This is a genomic window from Lachnospira sp. CLA-JM-H23 (assembly GCF_040096425.1).
GTDB classification, from domain to species: domain Bacteria; phylum Bacillota; class Clostridia; order Lachnospirales; family Lachnospiraceae; genus Lachnospira; species Lachnospira rogosae.
Genome location: NZ_JBBMET010000001.1, coordinates 61128 through 81686, shown reverse-complemented (window position 1 = coordinate 81686; position 20559 = coordinate 61128). Strand labels below are relative to the sequence as shown.

The window sequence follows — 20559 nt, the reverse complement described above, 5'->3', positions numbered from 1 at the left end:
TCTCGCACCACTATATTAAATACATATTAATATTATATTAAAATACTAAAAAATAAATATACTTAATATTAACATACATTCAGATATTAGTCATAAATATTATCCATAATTATTTTTAATATTTTCTTTTCAAGGATAAATTGTTATGGTATCATAGAAAAAATTTAATAAAAAGGAGACTCAAATGAACGAAAAGACTCAAAATCAGGAAGCTGTTCGTGATGCCCGCCAGCTCGGTATTCCTAAAATGCTTATACTTGGTATACAGCATATGTTCGCAATGTTTGGGGCAACTATACTTGTTCCAATACTTGTAGCAGGATACTTCCAGAGTGCGTGCAATGAACCTTTAACAAGAGGTCTTACAGTTTCTGTAACTTTATTCTGTGCTGGTATTGGTACACTTATATTCCATGTATGTTCCAAATTTAAAGTACCTGCATTTTTAGGCTCATCATTTGCATTCTTAGGAGGTTTCTACACAGTTGCCAACTTAAATACAGGAATATATACAGATATGAGCGCCAACGATAAAGCCGCTTATGCATGCGGTGGAATAGTTATCGCCGGTTTATTCTATCTTATTGTTGCCCTCATCTTTAAGATTGTTGGTGTCAACAGAGTTATGAGATTTCTTCCACCTGTTGTTACAGGTCCTATCATTATATGTATAGGTTTATCACTTGCTTCATCAGCTATTAACAATGCTTCTACTAACTGGCTTTTAGCCTTTGTTGCATTAGCTGTAATCGTTATATTTAATATATGGGGCAAAGGAATGTTTAAGATTATACCTATCCTTATGGGTGTAGTTATTTCCTATGTATTCGCATTAATACTTAATGCCTTTGGTGTTACTAACCCTGATGGTTCTGCAATACTTAATTTCGCTTCAGTATCATCTGCAAGCTGGGTTGGAATACCTAAGTTCCAGATATGTAAATTCGATATAACTGCTATACTTGTTATGGCTCCTATCGCAATTGCTACTATGATGGAACACGTTGGTGATATGTCAGCTATATCTGCAACTGTTGATGAGAACTTCATCGCAGAGCCAGGTCTTCACCGCACACTTATGGGTGATGGTCTTGCCACAGCATTTGCAGGTTTTCTTGGCGGTCCTGCTAACACAACTTATGGAGAAAATACTGGTGTACTTGAACTTTCAAAGGTTTATGACCCAGCAGTTATAAGAATTGCTGCTGTATTAGCTGTTATACTTTCATTCATCCCTAAGTTCTCAGCTATTATATCAACAATGCCAACTGCTATCATCGGCGGTGTATCATTTATGCTATATGGTATGATATCTGCTATCGGTGTAAGAAATGTTGTTGAAAACAGAGTTGACCTTACTAAGTCACGTAATCTTATAATCGCAGGTGTTATATTCGTATGTGGACTTGGATTTTCTGATGGTCTTACATTCACTATCGGAGAAACACATATCACACTTACAGCACTCGCTATCGCCGCTATTGCTGGTATTATCCTTAATGCAATTCTTCCTGGCAATGACTACAACTTTGGTGTTAATCCAGAAGGTGACCAGAGCCGTGGAGTATATGTAAGCAATACAGACAATAAATAATATCTATATAATAATTGGCACAGGAAAGCAATGAACCATAAATATACATTTGCTTTTTCTGTGCCATTAATACTATAAGAATTAAAAACAGCCCGCCATAATGTATCTTAATCAGGTTAAGATACATTATGACAAGCTGTTTTATATTGAATATTATTATTTAGTACCAAATATTCTATCGCCAGCATCTCCAAGACCTGGGCAGATATAAGCCTGCTCATTAAGCTGTCTGTCCAGATGTCCTACATATATCTGTACATCCGGATGTGCCTTGTGAAGCTTCTCTAAACCTTCTGGAGCAGCTATGATACACATAAATTTAATCTTCTTACCACCATGCTTTTTAATCTGGTCGATTGCATCAACAGCAGAACCACCTGTTGCAAGCATTGGATCTGTAACTACAATAAGCCTTTCCTCAATTGGATCTGGAAGCTTGCAGTAATATTCGTGTGGCTCGTGTGTTTCCTCATCTCTGTACATACCAATATGACCAACCTTAGCTGTTGGAACAAGTGCAAGTATACCAGATACCATACCAAGACCAGCTCTTAATATTGGTACAATAGCAAGCTTTCTTCCTGCTATCATTGGTGTCATACAAGTTTCAATTGGTGTCTCAACTTCAATATCTTCAAGTTCAAGGTCACCCATAGCCTCAAACCCTTCAAGCATTGCTATCTCTTCTACAAGCTTTCTGAATTCATTAGTTCCTGTCTTCTTATCGCGAAGTAATGAAATCTTGTGCTGAATAAGAGGGTGTTCAAACACTGTAATATTCTCTTCGTTTCTTAAATCCATATCATTCTCCTTGCCTGTGCGCCGTACGCATTTTGTTTCATTATTTTATATAATACCATATATGCAGTATCAGGGTCAAAAGGTATTTTCCACCTGCCATATTTTTCTTTATTTTTACAGCATATTGTGCTAAACTGTCTTATGTTTGTATTTAAACTATATTATAAATCTATGAGGAAAAAAGTTATGGCTAAAAATACATTTTCTGTAAAGAATGATATGCAGTACCTTTTCAAACCTAAGGTATCACTCTCAAAAATCGAACGTAAAAAGAAACGCCGTGCATGGGCTTTCGCTATTGGCTCTGTGCTGGTTCTTATACAGCTTGTCCTGACAGTGTTATTTTTACTAAAAATGTTTAAACTTGATATTCTTCCGTTTAAATATTTATTTATGATTAATATCATACTTATATTATTAGTACTGTATGATTTTACATCACAATTCACGAAATCACACATACTAGGAAAGCTTATATCGGTTATGCTGTCCTGCCTTATATTATTCACATATCTGTTTGCCGCCAAATTTGACTCCGTACTGGACAAACTTGGTGCTGCCAATGTTGAGATAGACATTGTTGATGTGTGCGTGCTTTCAAATGACAAGGCACAGAACTTAAATGATGCAGCTAATTACAAATTTGCCATTAATTCAACTGCAAGCAATGCCAATATCAATACCTCCATTGAAAGCATTAGTTCAGAAACCGGCAAGACAATCAAGCCAACTGAATATACTAACTGGTCTAATCTTGTTAATGCACTTTATGATAATAAAAATGTTCAGGCTATCGTTATCAATCACTCTATGATGAGTATTATATCTCAGGAATTTCCTGATTTTGAGGATAGCATAAAGATAATTAAGACTTACGAATACAAAGAAAAGGTTGAACTTGATGCCTCTAATGTAAATGTAAAACGTGATCCTTTCATTATATATGTTTCAGGTATATCAAGTGATGATGGCGAAGATACCAAGCTTGCAAGCAAGGCATTAAGTGATGTTAATATTCTTGCAGTTATCAATCCAGAAACCAAGCAGGTATTACTTGTTACTACACCTCGTGATTCCTATATTAAAATCAGTAATTCATCAGGTGTAACCGGTTATGACAAGCTTGCACATGCAGGTTCTTATGGTGTCGATAAATCTATCGAAGCCCTTGAAAATCTGTACGGAATTAATATTGACTATTATGTAAAGATTAATTTTGCTGGTTCACAGGCAGTTATTGATGCCCTCGGTGGTATTACAATTGAATCAGAGATAGAATTTACCAATGGATGGGAAGCTGCTCCTGTTTCTTACCATTTTGTTCAGGGTGCTAATGAATGTGATGGAGAAAAGGCTATTGCTTTCGCAAGAGAACGTAAAGCCTTTGCAGCTGGTGATTTCCAGCGTGGACGTAATCAGACAGCCGTTATTAAAGGTATTATTCAAAAGGCCACATCACCTGCAATACTTACACGCTACTCAGCAGTTATGGATACAGTTAGTGATATGTTCTTAACAAATATACCTTCAAGTGCAATATCTGACCTTGTAAAGTTACAGTTAAGCAACAGCACACCTTGGAATATACAGACATACAGTATATCTGGTAAGACTGATGAATATCGTCATCTTGAGGTATCTAATGTATATGGTGCTTCTATCGTACTTCCATACGAAGAAGATATAAGCACAGCAACCAAGCTTATGAATAAGGTTATCGCTGGTGAAACCTTCGATGTTGACACATACCTTAATTCAGATAACTAATAAGCTTTATTAAATAATATTTAAAATAAACACATATAAATCCCCATTGAAAGCAAACATTTCAATGGGGATTTATATGTTAAATATTAATTTGTCATAGATAATTATATGTCACTACTATAAATATAAAATTATGTCCAGTTATATGTAGTTACATAATAATATCTATATCGCACTACCTGTATCTACTATCTGGTAGGCTTCAATCTTGAACTGGTCTTCTGCACCTATTCCAACAAATCTACAGCCATACATATACTCGTCATTCTCACAAGAATCTCTGTGTAGAATTTCAACTACAACGTAAAGCTTTTCGCCATTAGCAAGAGTTATAACCGTGTCATAAAAAGAATTAACTTTAAAATCATAGCCAGACTTAAATGCTATCCCACCTTTAGATATGTCTACAACGTGAACATCAGCTTTATTTTGAATACGATCTGCGGCATTTACCCCTAGCTGATTAAGTGATACCGTTACATCTATATCTGTTCTCCTTGCTTTTCTCATCTCAGCACCCATATTACATCCATCTCCCATTCAATATAATATAAAATTGTATAATACTTGTATATATTATCACATTATTCGACATATTTCTATTATTTATAATATTTTATTACATTTTTATTAATTTTGTATAAATTAATATTTTATTGTTGTGCTAATTTTACAAGGCGTTTATTCTCGTACATATGCTTATCCGCCCTGTCAAACAATGTTCTAAGCGTACATTCTGTATAATCATCAGAAAATGCCCAGCCATACGCATAACTTATCTTAATATTCTTTCCGTGGTCGTTAAAATCCTCAACCTTTTCCTTTAACTTTTCAAGCACGCCTATAACATCTTCCTTAGGCATATCCCTGATAACTGCAACAAACTCATCTCCGCCATATCTTCCAACAAATTCCTTTGATGGTATGACATTTCTTAATATATTGGCAAAATTAACAATCAACTGGTCACCAACAGAATGTCCTAATGTGTCATTTGCAATCTTCAGATTATTAAGGTCAAACATTATACAGGCAACATTCCTGTCAAGAAATCTTAAATCGTGGAATACCTCTTCACATCTGCTCTTATTAGGAAGTCCTGTATGAGCATCCAGATATGCTTTTTGTTCAAGCACTTTATTCTTTCTTACAATTATAATTGCCTGTATCATCTGAATAATTATAAGTAAAAGCAGCCCTGCCATATCAATAACTGTAATTGTCTCTATAAAATGGATATTGTCGGCTATATCCTCTGAATATCTTTCTGCCGCAGATACTGTCTGGTCTGCAAGCGAAAAATACATCTCACTCATATCAACAATATCTGAATTATCAACTCCGTTTTCCCTTACATTATTAATCTCATTCTTAAGCTTACCCCAGTAATCAATCTGTATATCAAGCTTCTTCTGGTAGTCTGTATCGCGTAAGCTTACAAGATTATACTCACCATCTTCATACTTCAAATCTGCAAGGACATCATCAAGATATTCTATTAGCTCATCATCGGAATTACCGATAACTTCAAGCTTAACTACCCTCTGTGTTGCACCTCTCACAAGTCCTGCATAATTAATTACTCTTGCAGTTCCCTGAAGATTTTTAATCTCTACCATCATATTAGCAACCAATACAATAAGTATAATAATCAATGCACTCTGTATCATCATATTTACTGTTCTTATCTTACTGTTTTTCTTAAGATCTTTATTAACCATTATACTACCTTCTTAATCTTTATTAGCTCTCAATTAAATATTATAAGTTCTAAACATAAACTGCATTATACAATATACCTTTATACAAGGCAATAGAAGTTTATGAAAAAAGTATGAATAATTAGGGACTAAAGTACTATATCTGTACCTTAGTCCCTGTAGTATTTACTATATATTTATATTTCAAATATAGAATAATATTACATTGCTATAATATAATCAATAATAACAGCATTAAACTGCATAACTATAAGCCCCAGTCTGCCCTGCTGTCTTCCTGCTTAGAAGACACCCCCTCTGCAAGTACCTTTAATTCAAAATGTGCATTTTCTGGAATATCACCTGCATATGTGACATTATTAATCAAACGTGAGGTCATATCCCCCGGTGCAACCGGCACACTATAATAATAATATCTCTCATTATCATCAGATGAAGAATTATCCATATAGAACCAGCTTCCGGTTAAATCTTCATTATCCTGAATATCTTTATTGACATCATCTTTACTCTTTAACTCATTGGCATAAGAATAACTGACCTTGCCCCTCATATCAACAGCGGCTATATTTCCTGCAATTCCCGCCTTAATATTTTCCTTGCTGTCATCGTATATAATCATAGGTACTAACCTTACTCTCACATAAGTATCAGTTGTTGGATACTCATCCGAATCAATATTCTTTACAGCTATTTCCTTGGTTCTCGTAGTATTGTCGTCTCTAATTCTATCATAAACATCATTAATATTATCCGTAAGCTGTTCACCCATATCTTCATATATTATTATATTATCATCATTGAAGTGCTCAACTACACCTATATTAACCGCCGCACCTGCGAACTGGTTAGCCACTGTCACTGTCCTTGTATTAAGCAGGGCATAAGTAGTCCCGGCAGCAGCACCCATAAGTAATACAGTTATCCCAGCCGCCAGTGCAGTCTTTTTTAACTTTCCCATATACTTCTGACTTCCTTCCAGTTATTTTTTTTAATTATTACCTCATATGGACTTTATAAATTTTTAACCTGTAAACCATTCATAATATTACTGTATAACTATCAAGAAGCTTAATAGCTATAAGGCTCTCTCTATCTTAAAATGTATCCAAGATACGGCACATTTAATACCACTTTCCCCACAACCTTATCATAAGCTACACTTCCGCCATCTTCAGTCTCATTCGCATCACCTTTGGTGTGAAAGCTCTCTGTGTCATTATCTTTATCAATAACCCTGTGGGTGACGACTGTATTATCATTAATATAAAATGTAATAACATCACCCACCTCAATATCATCAATTGATGATTTCTCCACATATACAACACTTCCAACGTGATATTCAGGCTCCATACTTCCCGACAGCACCTTATAAGTCTTAAGTCCCATAAGCCTTGGAATATATAGAACTGCCGCTATAACCAACACAATCACCAACAAAATATCAGTGACAATTTTAATAAACCTTTTCATATTTCCCTCTCGTGCATTATCTTATAAACTTATTAACTGCTGATGCTGCATCTCTTAACCAGTTATAATTCTTCTTAATAACATTGCTAAAATCTGCCTGTGCCTTATCTCCATCAGCAGTATTTCCATAATGCAGTTTATCAAGCCCGAAGAATTCCGGTTTTGTGCCATCTATTCTCTTTCCTATAAATATATCCTCACATTCCTTATAGGAGTCATTGCCAGAATAGTTATCACTCTTTTTAATTAAGGTATATTCCGGTGTCCAGCTTTCTTCCTCTATAACACTATAAAAGCCTTTCTTTAAACCAGTCACTGTACTTGTCGCTGACAATACATCACCATTGGCATCAAATGAAGCTGTGGCATAGAATACCGTCTCTAATGCACCCTTGTTCTCTGTATTATCTTCATTCACAACACCATACTGCTCTATTCTGAATATAAATGTCTGGTTAGCTCTTATAACTTTGTTATCAATATACTGCTCATCAATATATTTAGTTATATCAAGCTGCCCCTTAACAACCTTTATTCTATAGCACGCACAATCACTGCCATAATGATCACCTGGCTCGTCATTGTTGTATATTATGCTGCTTGCTATATGTCCATCTGTATTAATAGTACACTCATCGCTATTACTTACAGGTGTTACATTATAAAATCCTTTCACATAATATACGCTGTCACTTCCTGTGCTGGCATTACTATTAATTCTGTTAATAACATCTGCCTTAGTTATAACACTTCCTAATGTTCCATTATTATCCTCATACCACTCCGTATAATAATCCTGCTCTGTTAATGCATTTCCGTCTTCACGGATATTGCCGTTAAGTTTGAACATTTCGGACATTTCATAATCTGCTGAGGTAATATTTTCTCCGTAAAATATTACATTTTCCCTGCACTTAAGAGTTCCGTTGACTTTTACATTAACCGTCGGTGTATCGAATTCCTTAATACCTCCATTGATAATTACACCAGAAGCCGAAGCATTAGTCGTGACATTATTACCACCTATATAATTGTCCTTTGCCTTTACGAATATGCTTTTCTCCCAGGTATACAGCTTACTATCAGAATACTGTACTGACTGGTTATCCCATTCTACATACAGAAGATTTCTTTCCTTATCATACTTTATATTACCGCCATTCACACTGTATGGCTGGTCAGCCGCTTTATCAGCCGTAACTATCTCGTTATTATCAGCTATAATGTCAAATCTCGAATCAATGTAATCTCTTATTATTACATTATTAATCACATCACCTTCTGCATAGCTTCCATTATTATTGCTGATACCTGTCATAAGATTAATCTTATATGTGCGGTTATCCCAATCCTCTACCCTTACCTGCTTATCAACGATAAAATCCTCTATGCTTACATTTCTTGTATTGACAATACTGCTGTTAAATACATTTTCAACCGCATAACTCTTCTTGCCGTCTATATACTGTACTTTAGTTCTTGTAACAGCAATTACATTTCCACTGTTGTCAGTGAGTGTGGCTATAGCTGTTGAACTGTCATTCTCATCAAGTACAACCTCGACATTGTATTCCTCACCTGAACCTGTGTAGCCGTCTGGTGCTGTTATTTCTTTTAAAATGTATTTTCCAACTGGAAGATTATCAAAGCTTACTATACCATTCTTATCAGATACACTTGTTTTAGTTAAAGCATTTTCCTTATTATCTTTACTTGTAATTCCAAACACTGCATTAGCAAGCCCATTACCCCTATCATCAATCTTTTTAAAATTAAGATTGCCACTATCCGCAATATCAATTCTTGCTGAATTAGGAACAATAAACTTCATATTACAGTTAGAGGCATTACCACCTCTCTCCATATAAAGAACTGTTATTGTGTGGTTAGTTGACATATTTACTTTATCCCTGCTTGCAACAGTCTGTAATTCCCTCGCTATAGGCCCTGTCTGCCAGAGGTCTACATCACCGCCACATTCAGGATGTATTCCACCAAGATCAAGAACAAGCTCACCATCGACAAATACCCACAAATCATCATCACCTGTGAACTTATATAAAAGGTCGCCTGTATAACCATTAAGCGAGAATGAAATATCATATCTCATTCCAAAATAATAGTTAGTACCCTTCTGTCCATCAGCCGCATTATAACCGCAGTCTAACACATTGGAGTCCGCATTATTTAATGGGAAGAAATTATCTCCCGCCAATGTCACATCGCCTGATGGCGAAGTTACGCTTTTTAATGTGTAAGTGCTGCTGTCATTACCATTATCCTGTTTATCAAATGTCAATTTATAATTGTTATATATTGTCTTTCCTGTCTTCTTAGCATCAGAAAATAATCCCGGCTCATCAACATTGAACAATACATTTTTATAATTTTCCTTATCAAGCCCCTCAATAATTCCCTGAGAAGCATTCATATAATCTTTCTTTATTCCACTGAATGAGCCTGTTGTCTTAATACCACCATTGTAATATATACAGGTGTTGACATTAAGGCTATTAACGTAACAATTGTGCTGGTTAGCCCTGAAGTTCTGGTCTATGGTTCCAACAGTAAGCTTTGGCTTTCCATTGTCAGCGTAATTAGATGAAGTATTAATACTTCTCTTTGGATATTCCTTATAACCCCAGCCATACACATTTCCTTTATATGGTGCAACTACATAATCATAAAATGTGCAATATCCCTCAAGCACGTTATCTGATGCCGCCAATTTACTAACACTTGGTGTATCCGCATTTCCCGTAGTATCTGTACTACCTGCCTTATCCATATTTCCTGTAGTGTCTGTACCTTCTGATGTATCTGCACTTCCTGCCTTATCATTAGAATACACCTGTATTGCATTAACATTTTTTATATTACTGCTGCCTGCTCCAAATGCTGTATACATCATTGCTGTTATAGCTGTCACACACAATAACACACACATCACAATAGAAACAATAACCTTCCTGTGCTTCCAGTTAATTCCCATGTCAGCTCCTTTCACCTTTCCATTACTACTGTATTCTTTCTATTGCGTACTCTATACTCTCATCAAGCTTTTTTACTCTAAGATTTCCTTTAATCCTTCTGACAACAACTAACGCATTGTTATAATCACACTGCGTAAGCATAATCACATACTGCCATTTATTGTACTGTGAAATCAGATCTCCTTCCCTTAATGAAGCCAGCAATGTATTCTTTATATGTGCGCTGTTCCTGCCATTTACAGTGACAAGCACAATTGTAAAAAAACAATTACTTCTCTGTCTTCTTCTAAGTTCCAATTCAAAGCTTTTCTTAAAACTATTATAATCGCAGAATAAAGCCCCCTTTAAAGCTGTCCTGCCTGCATAAAGCTCTCTTCTTACAGTCCTTATATCCGATCTGGCTGAATGTGTCATTATAAGAAGCTGGTTATATAGTTCCATTAACTTTCTTCCAGGGCTTACATTAAGCTGTTCTTTTAACAAATCCTTCACCTTCTCATAATGCCCTGCCGCTTCTGCTATTTTATTCTTAGCAATCAGTGACTTAATATAATAGAATTGTATATCTTCATCTAATCCATCTATCATTATGGCTCTATGTCCGATTTGTTCAATCCTGTCATAATCACCCTCACCATATAAATCCTGCAATACATTTTTAACAACCTCTAGATACCTTGAATGATAATACACGCTGAATGTGACAACCCAGTATTCATATGAATATTTATTAAAGAATTTCTTTTTATAAATGTCTATTGCATAAGCACTGTATGATATACGCTCTTTAATATCCGGCTCACATTCTGCCCTGTTGCACAGCTTCTCGAACTGCTCAGTATCTATAACTGTATTAACATTATCATTCCAGCAGTAGCTTCCCATTAATGTCTTTATAGGGTTGATTCCAAGCTGGCTTTTTAATACGCTTCTTGCCCTGTATACAAGATTTTTAAGTGCATTGACAGGGTCGTCACATTCACCCTCTGTCCAAAGGACATCAGATAACTCCCCGACACTCACAACATTTTCCTTATGACATATAAGATATGCCAGAAGTCTTGTCACCTTATCAGAATTGATACTCTTTTGTGAAAGCTCTTTATCTTTATAAGTGATTTTAAAATCATCTAAAAACGTAACTTTCAACTCCTGCGTATCAGTTTCTGATTTATACATTATTACTGCCTGTTCCTCTGCCTCATTACAACAACACCAGCTATTCCTGCTATGCCTGCAAGTGCCACAATTATATATAATAATATATTATTACTATCACCTGTCTTTACCGCTGTAATCACATTATTGCTTACTGTATCCTGCAAATCTGGCTGTTCTGCATTAACCGTAATCTCCAACTGTCCCTGCTTATTCATATAAGAATTGTCCATAGAACGACCATCTATATACAATACAAGCTTTATATCACAGCTCTCACCCTTACTTAATTGTGCAATCCTGACATCTTCATCAAAAAACGACTTGTCAGACTGTGTCTTACTGCTGTTACCTATAAGTTCATTATAAAAAGGCTCTGTATCTGCATTTTTATAAAGCTTAATTCCATATACTGCCGTCTGATCTCCAGTTCCTTTATCTGCAAGGTTATCAAGAACCTTTCCATTAATATAGAATTCCATATTCTCTGCTGAACTGTTGGATATCTTAATAACTGAACTTCTCTCCTCTCCTGGAAGCATATCCCTGTACTCAAGATTCTTATCAATCACTATGAATTTCTTAGCTGTTTCATCAAGTGTTATAACCGTATCATCTGCCAAGACTTTAACATATGGCACTGCAATAACAACTACGGCAGATACTACCGCCACTAATTTCTTTAAAAGCATATCTCCTCCTACCTGTCAGATACAGCTTTAAGGCTGCCATCATCACCTAATTCAGCTTCAACTCCCCATTCTGTCAGCATAGCATCACCGGCCGCAACTGTCTGGACTGCTTCTGCATCCCAATTAATATTAATAGTCTTTCCGCTGTATTTATTAGTGTTCTCAGATTTCGAATCAAAGAGTATTATTGAATCCATAAGCTCTGGTGTTCTCTCACCTGGATTTAATACCTTATTATAATATACATATACATTTTCACTATCTGTATGATTATCGGGTACTATCCAATCATCTTTATTAATCAAATTGATATTAACCCAGTTATCCTTGCTAATCTTTACACGGACATATTGTGCCTTCTCTCCACTATTAAGCACAGATACTCTCTGTTCAATAGTGTCATCTATTGTGTTAATTCCGTTAGTCTGCATATTGCCCTTATCATCAATTCCCGCACCACTTACACACAAGCTTAAGTCTAACGAAGATGTCGTAACTGTCTTATCAACGTATGCTGACACACGATTTTTCGCCATTGTCTTACCCGTGTATAAACCAGCAATAACAAGTATTGCCGTACCAACTAATATGAATCTTTTCATATACTTCCTCTCATTTCATTTAATTAAGGGGCAAATTATTAATCTGCCCCTGACATCATTACATTTATTATTATATTGGGCTGGTGTAATATATATGACAACTTTTGCTGCATATTAATAACGCTTGAATTACTTTAAGCTTTTTTCAATAGCCACATTGCCCCAGCCTGTAATATTACCAGCTTCATCAGTTACAGGTGTAAAATTATCAGACTGGATAAATTCTGCCTTAACGTTAATATTAAATGTTATTCCTGCAATCTCATTGCCCCATTCTGTTGGAATAGTAACTTTAGAGAATACTTTTGATGAATTGATTGCTCCTGTTTTATTAGAAAGTATCTCATTATAGTAATAATAACCATCCTCTGACTTAGTCCAGCCAGCACTAATATCAAGATTATTCTCAATAGCTAATGCCTGCTCCTTAGTAAGTCCCTCATAATTAATGCTCACTCTTACATAAGCATCTTCTGACTCTTTATCAAGTGTCACTGTCGGATCTTTATCAAGCACATCACCCGGCTTTACATTCGTATAATCTTTACCTGTCGTATTATCATCTCGCATATGCTCATCTGTTTCTGTCAAAGTTCCTGTAACGTGTCCTATAGTTATTACATTTGCTCTTGTATCCTTATCTGTAAAATATGCAAGTGTTCCGTAAGTCACCCCTGTAATACAAAGTATCAAAGCTGCTACACCGGCAGTTAATTTCTTCTTATTAACCATATAACCTCTTTCCTGAATAAATAAATATGATACTGTTATTGTTCAATTCCAACGATATAATACAATTTCAATAATGTAACGCAAAAAGCACTGTCCGATTTATTCAATATAATACATTTTATTAGAACTGTGCATCATCAGATGTCTTGCTGTTTACAAGCTTGATAAGTTCTGGCTGTGCCTCGTTGTAATCAGCAAATGTTGATGCCTGAACTGCAAAACCTGTAACCTTGATATTGAATGTAGGAAGTGTACCTGCACTTACAATATTACCGTCTGCATCCTTGTATACAACAGTTGGGTCGTACTGTTCCTTAGTTGTATCAATTATTGATAACTTATTGCCGTCTGCATCACACTTATAGATAGTTGTTGTCTTAGCTGCACTTGACCATTCTTCTGTTATTCCAGCATTAACTGTAACATTGTTAAATAATGCTTCTGTTGACTCTCCTGCTTCAACGGCTGTCATATATATCCACACTTCACTTCCGTCTGAATTGACTGTCGCCATTTTCCAGTTATCATTGTCGTAATCTGTAATTGAGGCATATTTTTTAAATTCTTCTGCACTCATAAGATTGCCCTTATCATCTAAATAATCAACCTTAACTGCCATATAGACAGGCTGATCTGATTCATTATTCATAACAGGATTTTTCTTTATTACATCTCCTGGAAGATAATTCTTTCCTGAATCACTGGTCCATTCTGTTTCTGTAAGTGTTGTTGTAATATTACGGCTTGAAGTAAATGTATTGGTCTTAGTTTCTGTTACTGCATTAAGATATGCTAATGTACCTCCTACTGCAAGACCTGCTGACAGTACCATAGCTGCTGCTGTTAATGTAATCTTCTTACAAGTTGTCATAATAATTAATCCTCCCTAACAATACTCATTTCCAATAACGAATTCTTCGCTTCCTCTACTGATACGCCCTCTGCCTGAACTGCATATGCCGTAACCTTGATATTAAACTCTGGTAATCTTTTAGTTGTGTTATCTGCAGTAATTTCATTGCTTAAATGCACTTTAGTAAATAAAGGCTTTGAAATATTTTCTTTAATATCTGTGTTGGCATTATCTTTATCAAGCGGCTTATTATACATATACATAAGCCGGCTTGCATATTCATCATTTTCTAAATCTGAATTGGCATTTCCAATAAATGTCCAATCTTTAGACCAGTCAATTCCTGCATTAGCAAGCTCTGAACCTCCATAAAGATATCTGTCAGCAAATTCCCTGAATGTGAGTTCGTTATTCTTATCATCAAAGAACTGAACCTTTAATGCCACATATGCACTGATACTTTCATCATTAAGGCTTACGGTTGGGTCTTTATCAATTGTCTGCCCCGGCACATATGCCTTAGCTGCTTCTTTTCCATATCTCTCCCATTGCGGTTCTGTCAGGTCAATACTTATGGATTTATCCGACGCAAATACATTGGTCTTAGTTTCTGTTACCGTCTTTAACAAAGCGTATGCAGCCATACCACTGACTGACACAACTGCAATAACAGAACACACTAACAACAGTATCTTTTGCTTACCTTTCATACAGTGCTTCCTTTCTTTATTTACTTTACTGCGGTATTATTACCCATTCTGGTCACACAAAAGTCACACAGGAAAATATTTACAAAAAAATCAGTGATAAGATTTCTCTTACCACTGATTTTTCTTACCACTGATTTCTTATACTAATTTATTCAAGTGAACTGTCACCTGTAACGTAATCAATCTTTACACCAGGCTGGACATTATAGCAGAATACATTATATGAAATTCCCTCTCCATTATCCTCAACAGACTCAGCCTCCATAAGTACTCCATCTGCAAGCAGGTTATCTCCTGTAAATATCGGTGTAACCCTGTACAGAACGTGATTATTAGTTTCTTTAATATAGTCTGCTACCATATTTTCAAATAAAAGCATACCATCAACATTAAGATATCTCGTTCCTGTTATAAGATTATTCTTGTTGGCATTCTCTGCTGTAAGCTGGTAACCTATAAGATGACATCTGTTATAAAGATATTTTCCGTCTACTATATCATATTTTACTGTATGCCAGCCTGTAGGTTTTACAGAACCTATTGAGCCACGTTTCTCTGTTGGCATTAAGTCTTTTCCTATGCTTGCATAAGCTACTGTACATCTTCCAAGCTCGTCTAACTCACCATAATACTCAAAAGAGTCCGCTGTCATATCATTTTCTGTAAAAAATGGTTCATTATTATTAACTATAACATATGGACTGTCACTGTATTCTGGTAATGTAGCACGCCAGTCCGCACTATCCGTTCCCGCCGCTAATGTATCATTCTTATCTGCGGAATTATTCTTATTGGAGGAATTACTGCCACCTGCCTTATCAGTCTGTACAGTTGTACTCTCATTCTGTGACGGGTTAATGCTGTCTGCAATATCAGCACCTGAACAGCCTGCTAAGCTTAATACTAATGATAAGACAAGAATTAATGCAGACAGTACCTTACATAGACGCTTATTTGACGTATTAATTTTTTCTTTACTTGACAATATTCTATTTAACATAACTTCACAATAATTACACCTTACTCCTTATATATATTTCTTCTGTTATTTTATCGTGGGAATTACCCTCAAATTCCGATACATTTTCCAATTGGTAATTATCAAGCATTGCTACCGGAAATGTAACGTCTGACGGATATTTTCTATTCCACTTATACACATAAATCTTACTTATGTTATCCTGTAACTCATTTATATCAACATTTTCCACAAAACAGTAATCTTGTGCCTGTGCCTCTGTATATGAATTATCTACGATAATATTATCTTTAGAAGTATCAAATAACTGACTGCTGTACTCAGACACCCATATTCTATTAGTTCCTGCAATATCAAGAATCCTCTCAATAAGCCTGATATCCTTGCTCTGTCTGCGTTTATTAAACATCATTCCGTTATTATCATCAATTGTTACAATTGCTATCATAATTCTTTATTTCTTTCCTGATATTTTCTTTAAATATTCATTCTTTAACTCATTCTGTTCCTTGAGCCTTTTAATCTCATTGTTAAGCATCTCTACATACTCATAAGCAAGCTTAACGCCACCTCTTACAGCTATATCCTCGTGCTTACTGCAATCTTCAAGCCACTGCAAGAATGACTTTTCTCTCAGGTTATTATATGTATTATCATCCTGTATAAACATACTGTGCCTCATTTCTATATTATTATTTCAAATACTATTTTCTGCATTATCCCTACAATTATTATAAGCGGTACTATTTAAGAAGCCACTCTATTTCTTCTTTATATGGTGGCTTTGTCTTCTTGTCTGAACCTTCCTCGGCAAGCCAAGGTGTCTCTAATATCTTTGGCACATCAATAAATCTTTCATCGTGTACAAGTCTGTGAAGTGTTTCATACCCGATACTTCCTTTATCAATATTGGCATGTCTGTCCTTGTGTGCTCCCAATGGATTCATACTGTCATTAATATGAAATACCGCTATCTGGTCAAGACCGATTACCTTATCAAATTCTTCAAATACTTCATCATAATGATTGACAATATCATATCCTGCATCATTAACGTGACAAGTATCAAAGCATACTCTTAATCTGTCTTTCTTATCAACACCATCATATATTGCTTTTAGTTCTTCAAATGTACGCCCAACTTCGCTGCCTTTTCCTGCCATAGTTTCAAGGGCAATATAAACATCGTCATCATTCTGGTTAAGCACTGTATTAAGACCTTTTATAACCTGTGCAATTCCTGCTTCCACCCCTGCATTAACGTGACTTCCCGGATGGAGCACCATAATGCGGCTTCTCATTGCCGCTGTACGGATTATCTCTTTTTCAAGGAATTCAACTGCGAGCTCATATGTCTCTGGCTTAACAGTATTCGCAAGGTTAATTATATAAGGAGCGTGTACCACGATTTCCTCAATTCCGTGCTGTCTTGCATATTCCCAGCCAGCTTCTATGTTAAGCTCTGATATATCTTTACGTCTGGTGTTCTGTGGTGCACCTGTGTATAACATAAATACATTAGCTCCATATGAAGCGGCTTCCTTAGCTGATGCTAAGAACATTTCTTTTCCTGCCATTCCAACGTGACAGCCTAATTTTATTTTACTCATTCTGTGAGACTCCTGTTTCTAATATTTCTTAATTTCTTATTTTTTAAGCATATAATATTATAAATTATATACTCCACCGTGCAAGTGTAAGAAATCTATGCTTTCTTACACTGTCGGGCGTTCGCCCTATAGGATAAAAAAATAAAAAAGTACTTTGTGCAAGCACAGTTCTTTTTTTATTCTTTTATCCTGCACGGCTCATTGCTTACGCACATTATAGCATAAATTATGACGGATAATATGTCAAAACCAAATTATCCAGTTGGGATATTTTATAATATTTCATTAAAAAAGAGATATTGATACGCTAATCAATATCTCTTATTATGCATATAAAATATTATTTTAATTAATTTCTCTTATCAGGCTTAAAAATCCTGTTCTTAATAATTAAAGCATTGCACCATAATCTGTTACTATAATCTGGCCTGTTATTGCTTTGGCTTCATCGCTTGCAAAGAATATAATAACATTAGCAACATCCTCTGCTGTACAAGATGGTGCTTTAATATCACTATGGTTCATCATAGCACCTATCATATCCGGGTCAAGTGCCGCTGGGTCTGTTCCCATAGTCATAGGTGTAATTATATTGCCTGGACATATGGCATTACAACGAATTCCGTCTTTCTGAAATCTTAATGCTGTATGCTTGGTAAGTCCTATAACTGCCGCCTTAGAAGCTACATATGCAGCTCCTCCACAGCCCTTCTCACCTGCTACAGAAGCTACATTTACAATTGATGCACCGCTCTTCATTCTCTTAGAAGCAGCTTTCATACAACGCATAGTTCCTTTTTCATTAGTTTCAATAATTCTATCCATATCTTCATCAAGAAATCTGTCGATTGGCTTAAGTCCCTGCTCAAGAATACCTGCATTATTAACAAGTATATCTATCTTTCCATACTTATCCATTACCTTCTGCATAAGTGCCTCTGGGTCTTCAGGCTTTGATATATCTGTTGATATAGCATATACTTCACCACCTGCCGCTGTAATCTCATCAGCAACTTCCTTTAATGCCGCCTCTCTTCTTGCTGTGATAACAACTGTAGCTCCCTCTTTTGCAAATAACTTCGCTGTAGCTGCTCCAACACCAGAGTTACCACCTGTAATAACTGCAACTTTACCATCTAAACGTCCCATAATAATCCTCCATTCTGTTCACGAATATTCTACTATATATACAATTTGCACATATCCTTTTGCATATATATGCTCGTTATGTATAATATTGTACAATTATATTATCTATTTGTAAACATTATCTGACAACTTTTTACAGATATATATAAGCCTCATTCGCTCCACGAAGCTTATATATTGCTTTCAACCATCTTACAACCGCTCTTTTGGAATATTTAAAATGTGTTCTATGACTGAGTGAAATATACTTAACATTACAGCTTTCTATCTGCCTTAACTGTTCAAGCAGAAGTCCAGCGTTATATCTTCTGAATTGCGGACCTGTTGCCGGATAAAGTGCATCACCAACATAACATATGTCTTTAACCTCCAACGCAAGACACCCCTTTGCGTGGCTTGAAGCTATTGGAAATATATGAAGCATTATATCATCATCTATATACAAATCATCTGTAACAATCTCACCCGTTCCTGTATATCTTAATGTATTCTTTCCCTGATACATATTCATAAAATGTATATCAGACACATTTTTTATATGGTCTGGGTGAAAATGTGACAGAACTATATTAATATTTTTTTCAGCCTGATTATAAGAATTAATCATTGCCGGTATATCAGAATGGCTTCCTGTATCATAAAGCCATATATTATGTCCGGTTTCTACAATTACAACTGTACACGACAACGGATTTCTTGTCGGCGTAATATAACTTATATTCTCATCTTCCCTGACTAATGATACTTTTTCAACAACTTGTGAATTCATATTACAGAATTATTCCTTTAAGATTATCTTGAATTCCTTTTGCAATCTCAGGCTTATTCATTGAATATATATGAATATTCTTAACACCATTAGCCAGCAGGTCTATAATCTGGTCTGAGGCATATATAACCCCCGCCTGTTTCATAGCATTTTCTGTATCACCATATTTATCAATAATATTCTTAAATCTTTCCGGCACATTGCAGCCTGATAATTTAACAGCATTCTTAACCTGTGCTCTCTTGGTAATAGGCATAATTCCCGGTATTATTGGAATATGTATGCCAGCTTCCCTTACCCTGTACATAAAGTTAAAGAAAATGTTATTATCAAAGAACATCTGTGTTGTAAGAAATTCACAGCCTGCCTTAACCTTTTCCTTAAGACCATTAATATCATCAAACTTATTCTTGGAATCTGGGTGTACTTCTGGATAACACGCACCACCAACACAGAAATCACCTGTCTTTTTAATCAGTTCTACAAGCTGTGAAGCGTGTTGAAATTCTGTAAATACTTCTCCGTCATAATCTTTAGGAATATCTCCGCGGAGTGCAAGAATATTTTCAATTCCAGCCTGCTTCATCTCTGTTAAAGCTGTATTAATGCTTTCTTTAGTTGCACATACACAAGTAAGATGTGCCATTGCTGGAACCTGATACTGCTTCTGGATTTCACTTGCAAGTTTAATTGTATTGCCCTTAGTGCTTCCTCCCGCTCCATATGTAACGCTCATAAAGCTTGGTTTCAATGAGGCTATATGTAAAGCTGCCTCCTTAACCATCTCAAAATCCGTGTCTTTCTTTGGTGGGAATACCTCCATTGATAATGTTTCCTGTTCCCTGTCTATAATATCTCTTATCTTCAATATCTTTTACCTGCCTCGTCTGTATCTTTACTTACTATCTGATTAATATAATTACTTTAATCAATACAATTATTTTAACTATATT

The 20559-nt window shown here is 35.5% G+C and carries 20 protein-coding genes and 1 pseudogene; 2 read left to right on the top strand and 19 right to left on the bottom strand.

The genetic code is table 11. The features are described from left to right. Nucleotides 1-184: 184 nt before the first annotated feature. A complete protein-coding gene (locus WMO42_RS00385; protein ID WP_090139592.1) occupies nucleotides 185-1594 on the top strand; it encodes a uracil-xanthine permease family protein in 1410 nt (469 codons plus the stop codon). A gap of 156 nt (nucleotides 1595-1750) precedes the next feature. On the opposite strand, the gene upp is transcribed toward WMO42_RS00385, so the two are convergent. Continuing rightward, on the bottom strand, nucleotides 1751-2395 hold the full coding sequence (gene upp, locus WMO42_RS00380) for a uracil phosphoribosyltransferase (RefSeq protein ID WP_022502998.1): 645 nt from the start codon (nucleotides 2393-2395) through the stop codon (nucleotides 1751-1753). A gap of 186 nt (nucleotides 2396-2581) precedes the next feature. On the opposite strand from upp, the gene WMO42_RS00375 reads away from it, so the two are divergent. Further along, on the top strand, nucleotides 2582-4162 hold the full coding sequence (locus WMO42_RS00375; protein ID WP_022502999.1) for an LCP family protein: 1581 nt from the start codon (nucleotides 2582-2584) through the stop codon (nucleotides 4160-4162). 165 nt (nucleotides 4163-4327) lie between these two features. On the opposite strand, the gene WMO42_RS00370 is transcribed toward WMO42_RS00375, so the two are convergent. From WMO42_RS00370 to metF, 18 genes and pseudogenes are all read right to left on the bottom strand, one after another. After that, nucleotides 4328-4684, bottom strand: a complete 357-nt coding sequence (locus WMO42_RS00370) for a PilZ domain-containing protein (protein WP_022503000.1) — start codon at nucleotides 4682-4684, stop codon at nucleotides 4328-4330. A 131-nt stretch (nucleotides 4685-4815) separates the two neighbouring features. Next, nucleotides 4816-5883 carry a GGDEF domain-containing protein gene (locus tag WMO42_RS00365; RefSeq protein WP_349191262.1) on the bottom strand — a complete coding sequence of 356 codons (1068 nt, stop codon included), beginning with the start codon at nucleotides 5881-5883 and terminating at the stop codon, nucleotides 4816-4818. A 247-nt stretch (nucleotides 5884-6130) separates the two neighbouring features. After that, a complete protein-coding gene (locus WMO42_RS00360; protein WP_349191260.1) occupies nucleotides 6131-6844 on the bottom strand; it encodes a hypothetical protein in 714 nt (237 codons plus the stop codon). Between the two features lie 131 nt (nucleotides 6845-6975). Next, nucleotides 6976-7359 carry a signal peptidase I gene (locus WMO42_RS00355; RefSeq protein ID WP_022503003.1) on the bottom strand — a complete coding sequence of 128 codons (384 nt, stop codon included), beginning with the start codon at nucleotides 7357-7359 and terminating at the stop codon, nucleotides 6976-6978. Nucleotides 7360-7375: 16 nt separating this feature from the next. After that, nucleotides 7376-10351 (bottom strand): SpaA isopeptide-forming pilin-related protein, encoded by a 2976-nt coding sequence (locus WMO42_RS00350; protein ID WP_349191257.1) that lies wholly within the window; start codon nucleotides 10349-10351, stop codon nucleotides 7376-7378. A gap of 25 nt (nucleotides 10352-10376) precedes the next feature. Continuing rightward, nucleotides 10377-11531, bottom strand: coding sequence for a BTAD domain-containing putative transcriptional regulator (locus tag WMO42_RS00345; RefSeq protein ID WP_022503005.1), 1155 nt, complete (start codon nucleotides 11529-11531; stop codon nucleotides 10377-10379). 2 nt (nucleotides 11532-11533) lie between these two features. Then, nucleotides 11534-12202, bottom strand: a complete 669-nt coding sequence (locus WMO42_RS00340) for an LPXTG cell wall anchor domain-containing protein (RefSeq protein WP_349191255.1) — start codon at nucleotides 12200-12202, stop codon at nucleotides 11534-11536. Nucleotides 12203-12210: 8 nt separating this feature from the next. Then, nucleotides 12211-12804 (bottom strand): hypothetical protein, encoded by a 594-nt coding sequence (locus WMO42_RS00335; RefSeq protein ID WP_055175741.1) that lies wholly within the window; start codon nucleotides 12802-12804, stop codon nucleotides 12211-12213. A 129-nt stretch (nucleotides 12805-12933) separates the two neighbouring features. Then, complete coding sequence (locus WMO42_RS00330; RefSeq protein ID WP_022503008.1) at nucleotides 12934-13536, bottom strand: TasA family protein; 603 nt, start codon at nucleotides 13534-13536, stop codon at nucleotides 12934-12936. A 121-nt stretch (nucleotides 13537-13657) separates the two neighbouring features. After that, nucleotides 13658-14407: a SipW-dependent-type signal peptide-containing protein gene (locus WMO42_RS00325; protein ID WP_349191253.1), complete on the bottom strand. Its 750-nt coding sequence runs from the start codon at nucleotides 14405-14407 to the stop codon at nucleotides 13658-13660. 5 nt (nucleotides 14408-14412) lie between these two features. Next, the gene (locus WMO42_RS00320) at nucleotides 14413-15099 is read right to left on the bottom strand and encodes a hypothetical protein (RefSeq protein ID WP_349191251.1); all 687 of its coding nucleotides are present in this window, start codon (nucleotides 15097-15099) and stop codon (nucleotides 14413-14415) included. 160 nt (nucleotides 15100-15259) lie between these two features. After that, nucleotides 15260-16099: pseudogene (locus WMO42_RS00315) on the bottom strand (DNA/RNA non-specific endonuclease); the annotation flags it as partial. A gap of 13 nt (nucleotides 16100-16112) precedes the next feature. After that, on the bottom strand, nucleotides 16113-16526 hold the full coding sequence (locus tag WMO42_RS00310) for a hypothetical protein (RefSeq protein ID WP_349191249.1): 414 nt from the start codon (nucleotides 16524-16526) through the stop codon (nucleotides 16113-16115). Nucleotides 16527-16532: 6 nt separating this feature from the next. Continuing rightward, complete coding sequence (locus tag WMO42_RS00305; RefSeq protein WP_349171929.1) at nucleotides 16533-16748, bottom strand: hypothetical protein; 216 nt, start codon at nucleotides 16746-16748, stop codon at nucleotides 16533-16535. Nucleotides 16749-16821: 73 nt separating this feature from the next. Then, on the bottom strand, nucleotides 16822-17688 hold the full coding sequence (locus WMO42_RS00300; RefSeq protein WP_055306377.1) for a deoxyribonuclease IV: 867 nt from the start codon (nucleotides 17686-17688) through the stop codon (nucleotides 16822-16824). Nucleotides 17689-18078: 390 nt separating this feature from the next. Beyond that, nucleotides 18079-18837: an SDR family oxidoreductase gene (locus tag WMO42_RS00295; protein WP_090139599.1), complete on the bottom strand. Its 759-nt coding sequence runs from the start codon at nucleotides 18835-18837 to the stop codon at nucleotides 18079-18081. Between the two features lie 133 nt (nucleotides 18838-18970). Beyond that, a complete protein-coding gene (locus WMO42_RS00290) occupies nucleotides 18971-19606 on the bottom strand; it encodes an MBL fold metallo-hydrolase (RefSeq protein WP_349191248.1) in 636 nt (211 codons plus the stop codon). A 1-nt stretch (nucleotide 19607) separates the two neighbouring features. Continuing rightward, the gene (gene metF, locus WMO42_RS00285; RefSeq protein ID WP_022503017.1) at nucleotides 19608-20474 is read right to left on the bottom strand and encodes a methylenetetrahydrofolate reductase [NAD(P)H]; all 867 of its coding nucleotides are present in this window, start codon (nucleotides 20472-20474) and stop codon (nucleotides 19608-19610) included. Nucleotides 20475-20559: the final 85 nt, after the last annotated feature.

Excerpts from the sequence above, each read along its gene's own strand:
- WMO42_RS00385 (WP_090139592.1), top strand. The coding sequence starts at position 185 with ATGAACGAAAAGACTCAAAATCAGGAAGCTGTTCGTGATGCCCGCCAG.
- upp (WP_022502998.1), bottom strand. The coding sequence starts at position 2,395 with ATGGATTTAAGAAACGAAGAGAATATTACAGTGTTTGAACACCCTCTT.
- WMO42_RS00375 (WP_022502999.1), top strand. The coding sequence starts at position 2,582 with ATGGCTAAAAATACATTTTCTGTAAAGAATGATATGCAGTACCTTTTC.
- WMO42_RS00370 (WP_022503000.1), bottom strand. The coding sequence starts at position 4,684 with ATGGGTGCTGAGATGAGAAAAGCAAGGAGAACAGATATAGATGTAACG.
- WMO42_RS00365 (WP_349191262.1), bottom strand. The coding sequence starts at position 5,883 with ATGGTTAATAAAGATCTTAAGAAAAACAGTAAGATAAGAACAGTAAAT.
- WMO42_RS00360 (WP_349191260.1), bottom strand. The coding sequence starts at position 6,844 with ATGGGAAAGTTAAAAAAGACTGCACTGGCGGCTGGGATAACTGTATTA.
- WMO42_RS00355 (WP_022503003.1), bottom strand. The coding sequence starts at position 7,359 with ATGAAAAGGTTTATTAAAATTGTCACTGATATTTTGTTGGTGATTGTG.
- WMO42_RS00350 (WP_349191257.1), bottom strand. The coding sequence starts at position 10,351 with ATGGGAATTAACTGGAAGCACAGGAAGGTTATTGTTTCTATTGTGATG.
- WMO42_RS00345 (WP_022503005.1), bottom strand. The coding sequence starts at position 11,531 with ATGTATAAATCAGAAACTGATACGCAGGAGTTGAAAGTTACGTTTTTA.
- WMO42_RS00340 (WP_349191255.1), bottom strand. The coding sequence starts at position 12,202 with ATGCTTTTAAAGAAATTAGTGGCGGTAGTATCTGCCGTAGTTGTTATT.
- WMO42_RS00335 (WP_055175741.1), bottom strand. The coding sequence starts at position 12,804 with ATGAAAAGATTCATATTAGTTGGTACGGCAATACTTGTTATTGCTGGT.
- WMO42_RS00330 (WP_022503008.1), bottom strand. The coding sequence starts at position 13,536 with ATGGTTAATAAGAAGAAATTAACTGCCGGTGTAGCAGCTTTGATACTT.
- WMO42_RS00325 (WP_349191253.1), bottom strand. The coding sequence starts at position 14,407 with ATGACAACTTGTAAGAAGATTACATTAACAGCAGCAGCTATGGTACTG.
- WMO42_RS00320 (WP_349191251.1), bottom strand. The coding sequence starts at position 15,099 with ATGAAAGGTAAGCAAAAGATACTGTTGTTAGTGTGTTCTGTTATTGCA.
- WMO42_RS00310 (WP_349191249.1), bottom strand. The coding sequence starts at position 16,526 with ATGATAGCAATTGTAACAATTGATGATAATAACGGAATGATGTTTAAT.
- WMO42_RS00305 (WP_349171929.1), bottom strand. The coding sequence starts at position 16,748 with ATGTTTATACAGGATGATAATACATATAATAACCTGAGAGAAAAGTCA.
- WMO42_RS00300 (WP_055306377.1), bottom strand. The coding sequence starts at position 17,688 with ATGAGTAAAATAAAATTAGGCTGTCACGTTGGAATGGCAGGAAAAGAA.
- WMO42_RS00295 (WP_090139599.1), bottom strand. The coding sequence starts at position 18,837 with ATGGGACGTTTAGATGGTAAAGTTGCAGTTATTACAGGTGGTAACTCT.
- WMO42_RS00290 (WP_349191248.1), bottom strand. The coding sequence starts at position 19,606 with ATGAATTCACAAGTTGTTGAAAAAGTATCATTAGTCAGGGAAGATGAG.